Source organism: Geodermatophilus sp. CPCC 205761 (assembly GCF_051383655.1).
Taxonomy (GTDB): Bacteria; Actinomycetota; Actinomycetes; order Mycobacteriales; family Geodermatophilaceae; genus Geodermatophilus.
This window is the reverse complement of the sequence record NZ_JALPKQ010000004.1, coordinates 111344-125717: the sequence shown is the minus strand read 5'-3', so window position 1 is coordinate 125717 and position 14374 is coordinate 111344. Positions and strand designations below refer to the sequence as shown.

The 14374-nt window shown below is 75.8% G+C and carries 14 protein-coding genes and 1 tRNA gene; 3 read left to right on the top strand and 12 right to left on the bottom strand.

Annotated elements, in window-relative coordinates:
• Window positions 1–20 precede the first annotated feature (20 nt).
• The 4 genes from hpt to dacB are packed head-to-tail and all read right to left on the bottom strand — an operon-like array spanning window position 21 to window position 4189.
• The gene (gene hpt, locus MY526_RS03850; RefSeq protein ID WP_436689253.1) at window positions 21–605 is read right to left on the bottom strand and encodes a hypoxanthine phosphoribosyltransferase; all 585 of its coding nucleotides are present in this window, start codon (window positions 603–605) and stop codon (window positions 21–23) included.
• Window positions 602–1624, bottom strand: coding sequence for a tRNA lysidine(34) synthetase TilS (gene tilS / locus MY526_RS03845; RefSeq protein WP_436689251.1), 1023 nt, complete (start codon window positions 1622–1624; stop codon window positions 602–604). Before tilS ends, hpt begins: the two co-directional genes overlap by 4 nt.
• Before the next feature lie 10 nt (window positions 1625–1634).
• Window positions 1635–2720 carry a zinc-dependent metalloprotease gene (locus MY526_RS03840; protein WP_436689249.1) on the bottom strand — a complete coding sequence of 362 codons (1086 nt, stop codon included), beginning with the start codon at window positions 2718–2720 and terminating at the stop codon, window positions 1635–1637.
• Between the two features lie 41 nt (window positions 2721–2761).
• Window positions 2762–4189, bottom strand: coding sequence for a D-alanyl-D-alanine carboxypeptidase/D-alanyl-D-alanine endopeptidase (gene dacB, locus MY526_RS03835; RefSeq protein WP_436689247.1), 1428 nt, complete (start codon window positions 4187–4189; stop codon window positions 2762–2764).
• 55 nt (window positions 4190–4244) lie between these two features.
• On the opposite strand from dacB, the gene MY526_RS03830 reads away from it, so the two are divergent.
• Window positions 4245–4736: an inorganic diphosphatase gene (locus tag MY526_RS03830; protein WP_436689246.1), complete on the top strand. Its 492-nt coding sequence runs from the start codon at window positions 4245–4247 to the stop codon at window positions 4734–4736.
• 97 nt (window positions 4737–4833) lie between these two features.
• On the opposite strand, the gene MY526_RS03825 is transcribed toward MY526_RS03830, so the two are convergent.
• The 4 genes from MY526_RS03825 to tmk form a co-directional block, all read right to left on the bottom strand.
• On the bottom strand, window positions 4834–5580 hold the full coding sequence (locus tag MY526_RS03825) for an SAM-dependent methyltransferase (RefSeq protein ID WP_436689244.1): 747 nt from the start codon (window positions 5578–5580) through the stop codon (window positions 4834–4836).
• 111 nt (window positions 5581–5691) lie between these two features.
• Window positions 5692–5764: transfer RNA gene (locus tag MY526_RS03820), tRNA-Thr, on the bottom strand.
• A gap of 91 nt (window positions 5765–5855) precedes the next feature.
• Window positions 5856–7034 (bottom strand): DNA polymerase III subunit delta', encoded by a 1179-nt coding sequence (locus tag MY526_RS03815; protein ID WP_436689242.1) that lies wholly within the window; start codon window positions 7032–7034, stop codon window positions 5856–5858.
• Complete coding sequence (tmk, locus tag MY526_RS03810) at window positions 7031–7714, bottom strand: dTMP kinase (protein ID WP_436689240.1); 684 nt, start codon at window positions 7712–7714, stop codon at window positions 7031–7033. Before tmk ends, MY526_RS03815 begins: the two co-directional genes overlap by 4 nt.
• 164 nt (window positions 7715–7878) lie before the next feature.
• On the opposite strand from tmk, the gene MY526_RS03805 reads away from it, so the two are divergent.
• Complete coding sequence (locus MY526_RS03805; RefSeq protein ID WP_436689238.1) at window positions 7879–8307, top strand: hypothetical protein; 429 nt, start codon at window positions 7879–7881, stop codon at window positions 8305–8307.
• Entirely contained in the window at window positions 8304–8630 is a 327-nt protein-coding gene (locus MY526_RS03800) for a winged helix-turn-helix domain-containing protein (RefSeq protein WP_436689236.1), read from the top strand. Before MY526_RS03805 ends, MY526_RS03800 begins: the two co-directional genes overlap by 4 nt.
• Here MY526_RS03800 and MY526_RS03795 read toward each other — a convergent pair.
• The 4 genes from MY526_RS03795 to MY526_RS03780 all read right to left on the bottom strand — a co-directional run bounded on the left by MY526_RS03795 (window position 8609) and on the right by MY526_RS03780 (window position 14299).
• Entirely contained in the window at window positions 8609–9373 is a 765-nt protein-coding gene (locus MY526_RS03795; protein WP_436689234.1) for a class I SAM-dependent methyltransferase, read from the bottom strand. The two genes, MY526_RS03800 and MY526_RS03795, sit on opposite strands and share 22 nt — an antisense overlap.
• A gap of 7 nt (window positions 9374–9380) precedes the next feature.
• Window positions 9381–12281, bottom strand: coding sequence for a type I DNA topoisomerase (gene topA, locus MY526_RS03790; protein WP_436689232.1), 2901 nt, complete (start codon window positions 12279–12281; stop codon window positions 9381–9383).
• A gap of 195 nt (window positions 12282–12476) precedes the next feature.
• Window positions 12477–13985 carry an alpha/beta hydrolase gene (locus MY526_RS03785; protein WP_436689230.1) on the bottom strand — a complete coding sequence of 503 codons (1509 nt, stop codon included), beginning with the start codon at window positions 13983–13985 and terminating at the stop codon, window positions 12477–12479.
• Window positions 13982–14299, bottom strand: coding sequence for a hypothetical protein (locus MY526_RS03780; RefSeq protein ID WP_436689228.1), 318 nt, complete (start codon window positions 14297–14299; stop codon window positions 13982–13984). Before MY526_RS03780 ends, MY526_RS03785 begins: the two co-directional genes overlap by 4 nt.
• Window positions 14300–14374 lie beyond the last annotated feature (75 nt).

Sequence of the window (14374 nt, the reverse complement as noted above, 5' to 3'; positions counted from 1 at the left end):
CCCGCCCGGGTCAGCCGGCGTCAGGCATAGACCTCCCGGCGCAGCGTCGCGATGTAGGGCAGGTCGCGATAGCGCTCGGCGTAGTCCAGGCCGTAACCGACGACGAACTCGTTGGGGATGTCGAAGCCGATGTAGCGGACCGGCACGTCGACCTTCACCGCGTCGGGCTTGCGCAGCAGCGCGCACACCTCGAGGGACGCCGGGCGCCGGCTGCCGAGGTTCTTGAGCAGCCAGGACAGCGTCAGCCCCGAGTCGATGATGTCCTCGAGCACGAGCACGTGCAGGTCGCTGATGTCGCGGTCGAGGTCCTTGAGGATGCGGACGACGCCGGAGGAGCTGGTCGACGACCCGTACGAGGAGACCGCCATGAACTCCATCTGGGTGGGAAGCCGCAGCGCCCGGGCGAAGTCGCTCATGAACAGCACCGCGCCCTTGAGGACGCCGACCAGGAGCACCTCGCGGCCCTCGTAGTCCGCCTCGACCTGGCGGGCCAGCTCGGCGATCTTGGCCTCGATCTGCTCCTCGCCGATCAGCACGTGGTCGATGTCGGGGCCGTAGCCGTGGTGGTTGTCGGAGTCTCCGGCAGCGCTCGCGGGCTCACTCACGCGTCCTCCTCGCGGGTTGCTGGTGCGTCCCCGGGTCGGGGGCCCCGCGCGTCAGGGGGCACGAACCCCAGCCTGCCAGACGCCCGGACCACGCCCGCGCCACCGGGGAGGTCCACCCGGCCCTGTCCCCGCCAGCGGGTCAGGAGCGCGTCGACGGCGGCCAGGTGCACCGCCTGCAGGTCGGCCACGCCCTCCCGCCGCAGCCAGCCCCGGAGCACCCGCCGCCGCAGCGCCGCGGGCAGCCCGGCCAGCGGGTCCGCCGGGAGGCTGTCGGCGCCGGCCAGCCGGGACAGCTCGGCCGCGGCCAGGGCGTCGAGGGCGTCGAGGTCCTCCCGGAGCATCGCGGCGGTGCGGGCCAGGGCCGGCGCCACCCCGCCGCCCAGCACCTCCTCCATCAGCGGCAGCACCTCCGACCGCAGCCGCACCCGGGTGTAGGCCGGGTCGGCGTTCCACGGGTCGTCCCACACCGGCAGGGCCTGGGCGGCGCAGGCGGCGCGGGTGGTCTCCCGGCGGACGCCGAGCAGCGGCCGCCACCAGGTCACGGGCCCGTCCACCCGGAGCTCGACCATGCCGGCCACGCTGCGCGGACCGGACCCCCGCCCCAGACCGAGCAGCACCGACTCGGCCTGGTCGTCGAGGGTGTGACCCAGGGCGACGCGGGCGCCGTGCTCGGCGGCCGCCGCGCCGAGCGCCGCGTACCGGGCGGTGCGGGCGGCCGCCTCGGGACCGCCGGTCCGCTCGACCCGCACGGTGCGCACGGTGACCGGGTCGAGGCCGAGGCCGGTCAGCAGCGCGGCGGTGGCGGCGGCACGCTCGGCCGAGCCGGGCTGCAGGCCGTGGTCGACGGTCACCGCCCCGGCGGGGACGCCGGCCCGCGGCGCCTCGAAGGCGACCGCGGCGGCCAGGGCGAGGGAGTCCGCTCCCCCGCTGACCGCCACCAGCACCGGCCCGGACCCCGCGGTCAGGTCGGGGCGCACCGCGCTGCGGACGCGGGCGACGGCGCGGTGCGGGCCGGGCACGGTCCCGGCGTCAGGCGGGGATGGCCGGGCGCCCGTGCACCCGCTCGACCCACCGGACGGGGTCGGTGAGCTCCTCGATGCGCGGCAGCGTCTCCGGTCCCGACCACACCCGGTTGAAGCCCTCCATGCCGACGAGGTCGACGACCCCGCCGACGAAGTGCCGGCCGTCGGCGTACTGCTTCATCTTCTGCTCCAGGCCCAGCAGCCGGCGCAGCACGCGGTCGAGCGGGCCCCGGCCCTTGCGCCGCTGGGCGAACCGCTTGCGCAGCGTCTTCACCGACGGGACGACGTCCGGCCCGACGCCGTCCATGACGAACTCCGCGTGGCCCTCCACCAGGCTCATCACCGCGGTGACGCGGTCGAGGACGGCGCGCTGGGCGGGGTCCTGGATGAGCGCCATCAGGCCGCTGTCGTCGCCGCCGTCGGTGCCGCGGACGGCGTCGCCGACGCTGCGCAGCACGTCGCGCAGCCGGTCGCGCAGCACGTCGGGGGTCAGGTCGGTGGCCTCGACGAACTCGGCGACCTGCCCCTCCAGGTGGTCGCGCAGCCACGGCACGGCGGTGAACTGCAACTGGTGGGTGACCTCGTGCAGGCAGACCCACAGCCGGAAGTCGGTGGGGTCGACGCCCAGCCGGCGCTCGGCGTCGACGATGTTCGGGGCGACCAGCAGCAGCCGGCCGCCGGTGCCGAAGACCTCGTACTGGCCCAGCACCCGGGAGGAGAGGAAGGCCAGGATGCCGCCGGCCTGCACGCCGGTGGCACGCGAGCCGATCGCGGTGGCCAGCGGGCCGGGCCGGGAGTCCTGCTTGGCGGCCAGCGCCTCGACCAGCGGGTCCAGGAGGGCCGCCATGCCGGCGGTGTTGGCGTCCACCCAACCGGGCCGGTCGACGACGGCGACCTCCGGTGCCGGGCCGCCGGGGACCGCGCGCAGGCCGGTCAGCCCCTCGACGTGGGAGACGGCGGCGGCGGCCGCCTCGTGCAGTTCGCGGACGACGGCGGCGGCATCCTCCCGCGTCGTCTCCGGGCCGGGGCCGACCAGACGGCGGGCCGTGCGTCCGGCGAGGTCCCAGTCGACCATCGAGGAGGCGCTGCTCATCGCCTCACCGTACGCGGAAGCGGCCTACCCGCGCCGTGGGTTCAGCGGCAGCCGCACCCGGCCAGCGCAGCGGCGACGTCGTCCAGCGCCGCCTCGGCGGCCGCGCCGTTGGCCGGGGCGCCGTCGGCGAGCACCGCGAAGACCAGGAGCCGGCCGTCGAGGGTGACCACGGTGCCGGCCAGGCCGTGCACGCCGAGCAGGGTGCCGGTCTTCGCCCGGACGACGCCCGGCGCGGTGGCCGGGTCGTCGTCACCGCGCTCGGCCAGGGTGCCGTCGTAGCCGGCGACCGCCAGCCCGGACAGGACCGCGGACGCCTCGGGCAGCGAGCCGTCGGCGGCACCGGTCAGCAGGTCGGCGAGCAGCGCGACGGGGAGGCGGTCCTCCATCGACAGGCCGCTGCCGTCGGACAGCTGCACCCCGGTGACGTCGAGGCCGGCGTCGGCCAGCGCGTCGGTGACCGCCTGCGCCGCGCCCTCGAAGGTGGCGGGCTGGTCGCGGGCGATCGCGACGTGCCGGGCCAGCGCCTCGGCCAGGACGTTGTCCGACTGCGACAGCGTCTGCTCCACCAGCCGGGCGACCGGCGCCGACGACACGGTGCCGAGCACCTGGGCCCCCTCCGGGGCTGTCGCGAGGGCCACCGGGACCCCGGGGACGCCGAGGGCGGTGGCCAGCGCGGCGCCGGCGTCGGTGCCCGGCTGGCCGCTGCGCGCGGGGTCACCCGAGCGCACGCGGGCGCCGTCGACGGCGGTGGCGGTGATCGGCGCGGCGTAGCTGGAGGGCGCGTCGCCGGCGCCCCACCCGGAAGCGGTGAGCGGGCCCTCGAACAGCGAGTTGTCGACGACGACCCGGGTGACCGGGGTGCCGGCCGGCAGCGCCGACTCCACCTGGGCCGCGAGGTCGGCGAGGGTGGGCGCGCCCGGGTAGGTCAGCGACGGCACGGTCCGCGAGAGGGTGGGGTCGCCACCGCCGACGAGGACCACCTCGCCGGGCGTGGTGCCCTCGACGACCGTCGTCTCGAGGGTGGCCTCCGGCCCGAGGGTGGTCAGCGCCGCGACGGAGGTGAGCAGTTTCGCGGTGGAGGCGGGGACCGCCGGCGTCGCGGCGTCCTGCGCGAGCAGCACCTCGCCGCCGGCGACGTCGACGACGCCGGCGGAGACGCCGGTGCCGAGGGCGGGTGAGGAGAGCAGCGGCGCCAGCTCGGCGGCGAGGGCGTCGGCGTCGGGGGCGGGGGCCTGCGACGTCAGGCCGACGAGCACGGGCGGGGCGACGTCCACCTCCGGCAGCTCGGCGGCGGCGACGGCCTGCTCGGTGGCGTCTCCGTCGTCCCCGGAGCCGCCGGGGCCGACGAGGAACCAGGCCCCGGCGGCGACGACGAGCAGCACCGCGAGGGCGCTCAGGACGAGGCGCCGACGGAGCCGCGAGTACTTCGGCGTGACGGTCGTCGACCCGTGCGACGCGATGGTGCCCACCCCCCGGAACGACCTCCGGCGGTCGGCCGGGGTCCGGTGAGCCACACTACGACCCGTGCAGTTCGACGTGACGGTAGAGATCCCGAAGGGCCAGCGGAACAAGTACGAGCTGGACCATGCCACCGGACGCATCCGCTTGGACCGGATGCTCTTCACCTCCACCCGCTATCCGGCCGACTACGGCTACATCGAGAACACCCTGGGACAGGACGGCGACCCGCTCGACGCCCTGGTCCTCCTGGATGAGCCCACCTTCCCCGGGTGCCTCATCACCTGCCGCGCCATCGGCATGTTCCGGATGACCGACGAGAAAGGCGGGGACGACAAGGTCCTCACCGTTCCGGCGACGGACCCGCGGATGGCGCACCTCGTGGACATCAGCGACGTCTCGGAGTTCGACCGGCTGGAGATCCAGCACTTCTTCGAGACCTACAAGGACCTCGAGCCGGGCAAGTCCGTCGAGGGGGCCGAGTGGGTCGGCCGCGACGAGGCCGAGGCCGAGATCCTGGCCTCCCTGGAGCGCGCCAAGGACGAACCACACCACTGAGAGAGGACCCCGTCCCACCCACCCTTCGCAGGCTCGGGGCGGGACCCGGGACGGGGCCGGATGAGGCCTCGTCCCGGGTGCACCGCCTTCGGTGTCCTCAGCGCCGGAGGTCGTGCAGGACGACGGTGGCGAAGCCCAGCTGGCCGCGGTACCCGGCCAGCCACTCCCGGCGGTGCGTGCGGGCCATCTCCAGGGCGGCCTCCCGGTCGGCGCCGGCGGCCTCGTCCAGGGCCCAGCCGGTCAGCGCACCGGTCCAGCACCACTCGTACTCGTCCCACTCGGCCGTCGTGCTCAGGTGCCCGTAGCCGGGCTCGTACCCCTGGCGGGCGATCTCCGCGGACAGCCCGGCGAGGTCGGGCAGCTCGCCGGGCTCGGCGCCGATGCCGGCCAGCGCCTCCGGCGTGGGGCCGGCCTCCCAGAAGCCGTCGCCGAGCAGCACCCGGCCGCCGGGGCGCAGGTGGTCGCGCAGCGCGGTCAGCGCGCCGGGCAGGCCGCCGAACACGTGGGCGGCCCCGACGCAGAGGACGACGTCGAACGCGCCGCCGGTCCAGGTGGCGGCGTCGGCCTCGGCGAACTCCACCCGGTCGGCGAGCCCGCGGGCGGCAGCCCGCTCCCGGGCCTCGGCCAGCGCCGGTGCCGACAGGTCGACGCCGACCCCGCGCACCCCGGGGTGCGCCTCGAGCAGCCGCAGCAGCCACTCCCCGAAGCCGCAGCCGAGGTCGAGCACGCGGGCGCCGTCGGGCGGTGCGAGCCGCTCGAGCAGCAGGCGGACGGCGTCATCGGCGATCGGGGCGGCGACGGGGTGCCAGCGGTGCGCGATCGCGCTGGCCAGGGCTCGGTCCACCGCGGCATCCTGCTGTGCCGCGGGCGTCGGCGTCACGTGCACTGCGCCGCAGCGGATCGCGCCCGGGACGACGGCGGGCCCGTCCTGGTGGACGGGCCCGGTGTCGGTGTGAGCCGCCTGTCGGAATCGAACCGACGACCTTCTCATTACGAGTGAGATGCTCTACCGACTGAGCTAAGGCGGCGGACGTGCGGCACACAGCCTACGACACCGCCGTCGGCCGGCCGTCCCGGCCCCGTCCAGGGCACCGACCCGAGCCTGGACGGTGTCCTCGATCAGCCCGGGAGCCGCAGGGCCACGGTCAGCGCCTCGACGGCGATCTGCGGCTTCACGTTCTGCTCCAGCGCCACCCGGCAGGCCAGGACGGCGTCGATGCGCCGCAGCGCCCCCTCGGCCCCGATCCGCCGCCCCAGCTCCTCGGCGTCGGCCCGCCGGTCGGGGTGCGCCAGCGTGGGCTGCTCGCCGACGCCCGCCTCCCGGTACGCGGCCAGCACGAGCGCGTCACGGTACAGCGCGGCGAGGTCGACCAGGGCGCGGTCGAGGGAGTCCCGGCCCAGCCGCGTGGCCCGGGATTTCTGCCGCTTCTCCAGTTCCTTGAGCTGGCCGGCGCCGCGGCTGGCCGCGGCCACCCCGGGCCCGCGGGCCCCGACGCCGAGGCTCTGCTTGACCGCCTCGGTCTCCACGCCGTCGAGCTCGGCGCTGGTCCGGTCGGACTCCTCCTTGGCCGCACCCACGAGGTCGTCGGCGGCGTTGAGGCAGGCGGCCAGCGAGACCAGCGCGAGCGGGACGTCGAGCACCGCCTTGCGCGCCAGCCGGGCGTCCTCGTCGCGGGCGAGGTGCCGGGCCCGGCCGACGTGCCCGCCCGCCGCCGCGGCCGACCAGGCGGCCAGGGCCGGGTCGATCCCGTCGCGCTGGACCAGGACGTCGGCGACGGCGTCCACCGGCGGCGTCCGCAGGTTCACCACGCGGCAGCGCGAACGGACGGTCACCGGCACGTCGTCGGGGTGCAGGCTGGGGGCGCACAGCAGGAAGACGGTGCGGGCCGGCGGCTCCTCCAGCATCTTGAGCACGGTGTTGGACGCCTGCTCGGTCATCCGGTCGGCGTCCTCGACCAGCACCACCTGCCACCGCCCCTGGGACGGCGCCCGCCCCGCCATGCGGACCATCTCGCGCACGTCGGCCACGCCGAGGGACAGCCCCTCGGGCACGACCGTCTGCACGTCGGCGTGGGTGCCGGCGAGCACCGTGCGGCAGGCGTGGCAGGTGCCGTCGCCGCCGTCGGGGCACTGCAGGGCGGCGGCGAACGCCCGTGCGGCCACCGAGCGGCCCGAGCCCGGCGGGCCGGTGAACAGCCAGGCGTGGGTCATCGCGGCGGGCTCGGCCACCGCGGCGCGCAGCTCGGCGACGACCGCCGGCTGGCCGATCACCTGCGCCCAGACGCCGTCCCCGCTCACAAGTCCCTCTCCAGCAGCGCGCTCACCCGGGCGCGGACGTCGGCGGCGAGCTCCTCGACGCCGCGGGTCGCGTCGAGCACCAGGTAGTGCTCGGGATCGCCGCCGGCGAGGGTGCGGAACGTCGCGCGCACCCGCTGGTGGAACTCCAGCGACTCGGACTCCAGCCGGTCGGCGACCGCCCGGCCGCGGGCGCGGGCCAGACCGGTCTCCGGCGGGAGGTCCAGCAGGACGGTGAGGTCGGGCCGCAGCCCCTCGGTGGCCCACCGCGAGATCGCCGCGACGTCGTCGAGCGGGATGGTGCGGCCGGCGCCCTGGTAGGCCAGGGAGCTGTCGATGTACCGGTCGGTGACGACGACCTCGCCGGCGGCGAGCGCCGGGCGGAGGACGGCGGCGGCGTGCTGGGCACGGTCGGCGGCGTAGAGCAGTGCCTCGGCGCGGGCCGCCAGGCCGGTGTGCGCCCGGTCGAGGACGATCGACCGGACGGCGGCCCCCGCGGGCGTCCCGCCCGGCTCGAAGGTGGCCCGCGCGGCCCGCCCCTCCGCGGTGAGCCACTGGCAGAGCCGCCGCACCTGGGTGGACTTGCCGGCACCCTCGCCACCCTCGAAGGCGATGAACAGGCCGGGCCGGACGGCCGCTCCCCCGGTCGGGACGGGCAGGTCGAGCGGGCCGTCGTCGGACACGGGGATCGGAGGCTCCCAGGCGTTCGGTGGGTGGCGGTGCGGGCGCCACGGTACCGGGCTCGACGGACGATCCCGGGCGCCCGCGGGCTCGACGTGGCAACTACTTGACGATTGGGAAAGTACTTGCCAGTTTCCCGCCACCGCCGCTCCGGAGAGGGAAGCCGATGACCGTCCCCACGCCCCAGACCGCCGCCGCTCTGCTCGCCGAGGCCGCGGCCGCCGACGCCCGCGTCCGCCGGGAGGCCAGCCCCGCGTCGTCCGGTTTCCTCGCCACCCTCGGCTGCGCCAGCGCCGGCTTCTTCCTCGCCCCGCCGGTGGCCGACGGCGACCGCGGCGTGCTGGCCGCCGCCGCGGTCTTCGCGCTCGCCGTGCTGGGTGCCGCCGTCGCGCTGGTCTCCGGGCTGCGCTCCACCCGGCACGGTTTCGGCCGCCGCTTCGGGCTCACCATGGGCGCCTGGTCGGCGGTGTTCGCGGTGGGGCTCACGGTCGGGACGACGACGGACCTCGCGCGCAGCTGGGCCTTCCGGGCGCCGGCCGCGCTGCTGGTCGTGCTGCCCTGCCTCGTCGGGGCGTGGCGGGAACTGCCCCGGTGAGCGACGCGCCGGGCGGCCACCCGCGGCACGCGCTGGACGAGGTGATCCACGCGCCGGTGCGCTTCTCGGTGATGGCCACGCTGGCCTCGGCCGAGGAGGCGGAGTTCGGCTTCGTGCGGGACGGCGTCCAGGTGAGCGACTCGCTGCTGTCCAAGACCGTCAGCGCGCTGGAGAGAGCCGGCTACGTCGAGGTGCGCAAGGGCTACGTGGGCAAGCGGCCGCGCACCTGGCTGCGGCTCAGCCGCAGGGGCCGCGAGGCGTTCGCGGCGCACGTGGCGGCCCTGCGCGCGATCGCCGACGGTCAGCCGGGAGTGAGGCGGTAGGCGTCCGTGCGGTAGGGCAGGTCGACCAGGTCCCGGCCGCGGGTGTCGGGGTGGGTGGCCAGCACCTCGCGCACCCGGTCCAGGAACTCCGTCCGGTGGGCGTCGTCCATCGTGGCCACGTAGCTGCGGGTGGCGATGCCGGCCACCACCTGCTCCGAGGTGAGCCGCTGGACGACGGCGGACCGGAACCGCTCCACGCGAGCGTCCAGGGACGCGGCCAGGTCGTGGACGACCGCCTGGTCCGCCTCGTGGTCGCGGGACTCGGCCACCAGGACCGCCCCGAGCGCCCCCACCCAGGGCACCTGCTCGTCGCGGGTGTTCCAGACCAGCCCGACGACGCCGCCCGGCCGCAGCACGCGGCGCATCTCCGCCGCGGCCGGCTGCGGCTGGAACCAGTGCGCGGCCTGACCCGCCACCACCGCGTCGACGCTCCCGTCGGGCAGGGGGATCTCCTCAGCGCCGCCGGCCAGCGCCTCGACGTCCGCGTGCCGCGCCTGCAGCTCGGCCAGCATCTCCTCGGCCGGGTCCACCGCCACGACCTCGTGGCCCGCCGCCAGTACGACGCCGGTCAGCAGGCCGGTGCCGGCACCGAGGTCGAGGACCCGCAGCGGCCGGTCGCCGAGCAGGAACCCGACGGCGTCGGCCGGGTAGCCCGGCCGCAGTGCCGCGTAGCCCGCCGCGACCGAGCCGAACGAGCGTCGCCGCTCCTGCCAGGTCCCCGGGTCGAGGTCGCCGGTCGGCACGGGGACCTCAGCCGGCGGGGACCGCGTCGGTGCCGGCGGCCGTCTTCTTGGCGGTCTTCTTCGCGGCGGTGGCCTTGGTGGCCGTCGTCTTCTTGGCGGCGGTCTTCTTCGCCCCCGTCGCCTTTGCGGCGGTGGTCGTCTTCTTCGCCGCCGCCTTCTTCGTGGTGGCCTTCTTCGTCGTCGGGTTGGCGCGCCGGTCCGCGAGCAGCTCGGCCGCCCGCTCGAGCGTGATGCTCTCGACGTCGTCGCCCTTGCGCAGGCTCGCGTTGGTCTCGCCGTCGGTGACGTAGGGACCGAAGCGTCCCTCCCGCACGGTGATCGCGCCCTCACTGACCGGGTCGGGGCCCAGTTCCTTGAGCGGGGCCGCGGCGGCCCGGCGGCCCCGCTGCTTGGGCTGGGCGAAGATGGCCAGCGCCTCGTCGAGGGTGACGGTGAAGAGCCGGTCCTCGCTCTCCAGGGAGCGGGAGTCGGTGCCCTTCTTCAGGTACGGCCCGTAGCGGCCGTTGAGCGCCTGGATCTCCTCGCCGTCCGGCGCCGCGCCGACCGTGCGCGGCAGCGTGAGCAGCTTGACCGCGTCGTCGAGGGTGACCGTCTCCGGCGACATCGACGAGAACAGGCTCGCCGTGCTCGGCGCCTCCTTGCTCCCCTCCGGCACGACCGTGGTGACGTACGGGCCGTAGCGGCCGGCCTTCACCACGACCGGCAGCCCGGACTCCGGGTGGGTGCCGAGCTCGCGGTCGCTCGACGGCGCGGCGAGCAGCTCCTCGACCTTGTCCTGGACCAGCTCGTCGGGGGCGAGGTCCTCGGGCAGGCTGACCCGGGGGCCGTCCTCGCCCCCGACCTGCAGGTAGGGGCCGTAGCGGCCGACCCGCACGAGGACCGGCTCCCCGCCGGGACCGGTGGCGCGCAGCGGGATGGAGTTGACCCCGCGGGCGTCGATCTCCTCCAGCCGCTGGCCGATGACCTGCTTGAGGCCGCCGGACTTGGCGATCCCGCCGGCGTGCCGGCCCTCGCCACCGAAGTAGAACTCGGTGAGCCAGTCGACCCGCTGCAGGGTGCCGCCGGCGATCTCGTCCAGCTCCTCCTCCAGCGAGGCGGTGAAGTCGTAGTCGACGAGCTGGGCGAAGTGCTGCTCCAGGAGGTTCACCACGGCGAACGCGATGAACGTGGGGACGAGCGCGTTGCCCTTCTTCCACACGTACCCGCGGTCCTGGATGGTCTGCATGATGGAGGCGTAGGTCGACGGCCGGCCGATGCCGAGCTCCTCGAGCCGGGCGACCAGGCTCGGCTCGGTGTACCGGGACGGCGGCGTCGTCGAGTGGCCCTTGGCCTCGAGCGCCTGGGTGGCCAGCTGCTGGCCCCGCTCGACCCGGGGCAGCCGGCGCTCCGCGTCGTCGGTGCCGGGGTCGTCGTCGCCGGCCGCACCCTCGTCGCGGGACTCGACGTAGGCCCGCAGGAAGCCGGGGAAGGTGATCGTGCGCCCGCTGGCGGTGAACTCGACGGCCTCGTCGGTGCTGCTGCGCCCGGCCAGCCGGATGCTCACGGTCTGACCCACGGCGTCGGCCATCTGCGAGGCGACCGTGCGCTGCCAGATCAGCTCGTAGAGCCGGAACTCGTCGCGAGCGAGCTGACCGGCGAGCTGACCGGGCGTGCGGAAGCTGTCCCCGGCGGGGCGGATGGCCTCGTGCGCCTCCTGCGCGCCCTTGGCCTTGCTCTTGTAGCGCCGGGCCTCCGCGGGCACGAACGCGTCGCCGTAGAGCTGGCGGGCTTGGGTCCGTGCGGCGTTGATCGCCTCGTCGGAGAGGTTGGTCGAGTCGGTCCGCATGTAGGTGATGTGGCCGTTCTCGTACAGCCGCTGGGCCACCCGCATGACCTGCGCCGAGGACCAGCCGAGCTTCCGGCCGGCCTCCATCTGCAACGTCGAGGTGGTGAACGGCGCGTACGGACGACGCCGGTAGGGCTTCTCGTCGACCCGGCTGACGGTGACCTGACCGCCCTCGAGCCGAGCGGCCAGCCCGCGGGCCCCGGCCTCGTCGAGGTGGACGACGTCGCCGGAGACCCGGCCGGTGGCGGGGTCGAAGTCGCGGCCGGTGGCGACCCGGCTGTCGTCGACGCTGACCAGCCGGGCGCGCAGGGTCGTGGGCTCACCCTCGTCCGCGCCGCGCTGTTCGGTGACGGCGAAGGTGCCCTCCAACGACCAGTAGTCGGCCGATCGGAAGGCCATCCGCTCGCGCTCGCGCTCCACGACGATGCGGGTCGCGACCGACTGCACGCGGCCGGCCGACAGCTTGGGCAGGACCTTCTTCCACAGCACGGGGCTGACCTCGTAGCCGTAGAGCCGGTCGAGGATGCGGCGGGTCTCCTGCGCGTCGACCAGGGCGGTGTCGAGCTCGCGCGGGTTGGCGACCGCCCGGGCGATCGCCTCGGGCGTGATCTCGTGGAAGACCATGCGGCGCACCGGCACCCGGGGCTTCAGGGTGTCCACGAGGTGCCACGCGATGGCCTCGCCCTCGCGGTCCTCATCGGTGGCGAGGTAGACCTCGCTGGCCTCCTTCACCAGCTGCTTGAGCCGGCTGACCTGCTGCCTGCGGTCGGGGCTGACGACGTAGAGCGGCTCGAACGCGTTGTCGACGTCCACCCCGAGCCGGGCCCAGGAGGCGCCCTTGTGCTCGGCCGGCACGTCGGCGGCGTTGCGCGGGAGGTCCCGGATGTGCCCGACGCTGGCCTCGACGACGTAGCCGCTGCCCAGGTAACCGGCGATCTTCCCGGCCTTGGTCGGGGACTCCACGATGACCAGTGGCCGCCCGCCCCCGGTCGCGGCGGGGCGACGGCGGGCAGGGGTGCTCGTGCCACCGGCCGTTCGGGCGGCGGTCGGGCTGCCGTTCTTCACGGTCTTCGTGGGGGCCACGGTGCTCCTGTCGGTGCTGCTCGGTGCGGGCGCCGGGAGGCCGGCGCCGGATGGCGCGGTCGCGGCGCGTACGCCCTCGGCGACGCCACGGTAGGCCACGACTCCGACGAGGAGGCGTTCGGCGACCCACCGTGGGCGTGCCGTCACCCGCTCCAATGGCCCGGCGAGGCCCCGTGTTCCCAGGGCCCGGCGTCGTCAGTCCGGTGGCCGGGGACCGGCGACCACCTCCCCGATCGCCGCCAGGGTCGGGAAGTGCTCGGCGTAGTACTCACTGTGCGTCATCACCCACTCGGTCGGCAGCTCGATGGCCCCGAACCCGTCGTCCCACGTCGGATACCTGCCGTGCCAGTCCACCCAGCCGATCGGGTCCAACCCGGCTGACGCCTCGTACACCTCGGCGGCCTCCAGGCTCCCGGCGTCCCCGTTCATGCCCGGGCTCCCGTTGAGGACCACCGCATCGGCGGCCAGCTCCCCGGGCGCCGCGGCGGCCTGCTCCACCACCGTCGTCCCGTAGCTGTGCGCGCTGACGACGACGCGCGCCGGATCGGTGGCGCGGGCGGTGGCGAGACCGTCCAGGGCACGGTCGAGTGCGCGACCGCCCTCCCGGCTCGCTGACGTGCCGACCGCACCGAGAACTCCCGGCGGCCGGTAACCGAACCAGGCCACGCCGGCCACGGTGAGCCCTGGCTCGGCAGCGCGGGCGGCGTCGGCCACCGCGTCGGCGTTCTCCACCAGGTCGTCGAGGTCGTCCTGCGGCTCGTTCAGGATGCCCGGGACCAGGAGCGCGACCGAGTCGGCGGTGTCGACGTCCCCCAGTGCGAGCCCGACCAGCCCCTCCGACGGCCGGAGCTCGTACAGCTGGACGGACTCGCCCTGCTCCTCCCGCTCGGTGAGCTCCGCCGCGACCGAGACGGCGACGGGGTGCCCCGCCGCCGAGGAGTCGGCGAGGACCTCCTCGAGGCGCAGCCGGTTCGCCCGGTCGCGGGCCCAGGCGGGCAGTCCCTCCAGACCGCCCGCGAGCACCGGGGTGCGCTCGATGACGGTCTCCCGTTCGGCCGTGGACAGGCCGGCCCACCAGGCGGCCACCTCGCCGGGCGGGCGGTTCAGCACCAGCGTCGCCGGCGGTGCGGACGGCGGGGGAACGAGGTCGGCGAGGGCGGCGAAGGTCGCGGGGCCGGAGGGCCCGCCGATCCCCGGCCCGGTCAGCGCGTCGGCCGCGGCGGTCGCGGCCAGGCCGGCCCGCGCCGCGGCGTCCAGGGCCTCGGCCGCCAGCTCCTGGGCGCGCCAGACCGCTGCGGTCTGGTCGGCGTCGAGACCGGCCGCTGCCGCGCCCAGCGGCGGGATCGCGACGAGCCGCCCGGTCCCGTCGAGGACCACCGGTACCGCCGCGGCTGCCGCCAGTGCCCGCTCCGCGGAGTCCTGCGCCGCGTCGGCCTCGGTGAGCAGCCGGTGGGCCTGCTCGAGCGACTCCGTCAGCGCCGTGGTGACCGCGGTGGCCACCGTGGACACCTCGACGAGGGCGGTCCCCGCGGCCTGCGCGGCCGGGCCGTACCAGCACTCCGCGTCGGTGAGCGACCGGCCGACGGACTCCATTCGGGCCCGCCAGGAGGGCAGCCGGTCGGCGACGGTGACGAGGGTCGAGACGGCGCCGCGCAACCGCGGGACGTCCCAGCCGGCGACCTCGGTCAGCGGCGGAGCGCTCATCGCGGCGCCGTCCCGCGCCGGCTCTCGAGCACGCGGTCGGCGAGGACCGCGTCGGTCATCCGGTAGGAGGCGACCGCCTCGTGCAGCGTCGTGGCCAGCCGGCCGGTGTGCCCGGCCACGAGGTCGAGCACACCGCCCCAGCCGGAGCCCGCGGCGCCCGCCTGCTCCCCCGTCTCGCCGGTGACCGCCGTCCCCAGGGAGACGGCGGTCGACCGGCAGAGCTGGGCGTCCTCGCCCAGCTCCGCCGCGAGCAGCGTCAGCTCGACGGCCAGCGTGTCGATGGCGTCGAGCTGCGCGGTGATGGTCACGGACACGGAGACCTCCCGGCGTCGTGCCGGGCCACGGTGGACCGGCGCGGCCGGACGCTAGGCGGCCGGCCCGACGGCTCG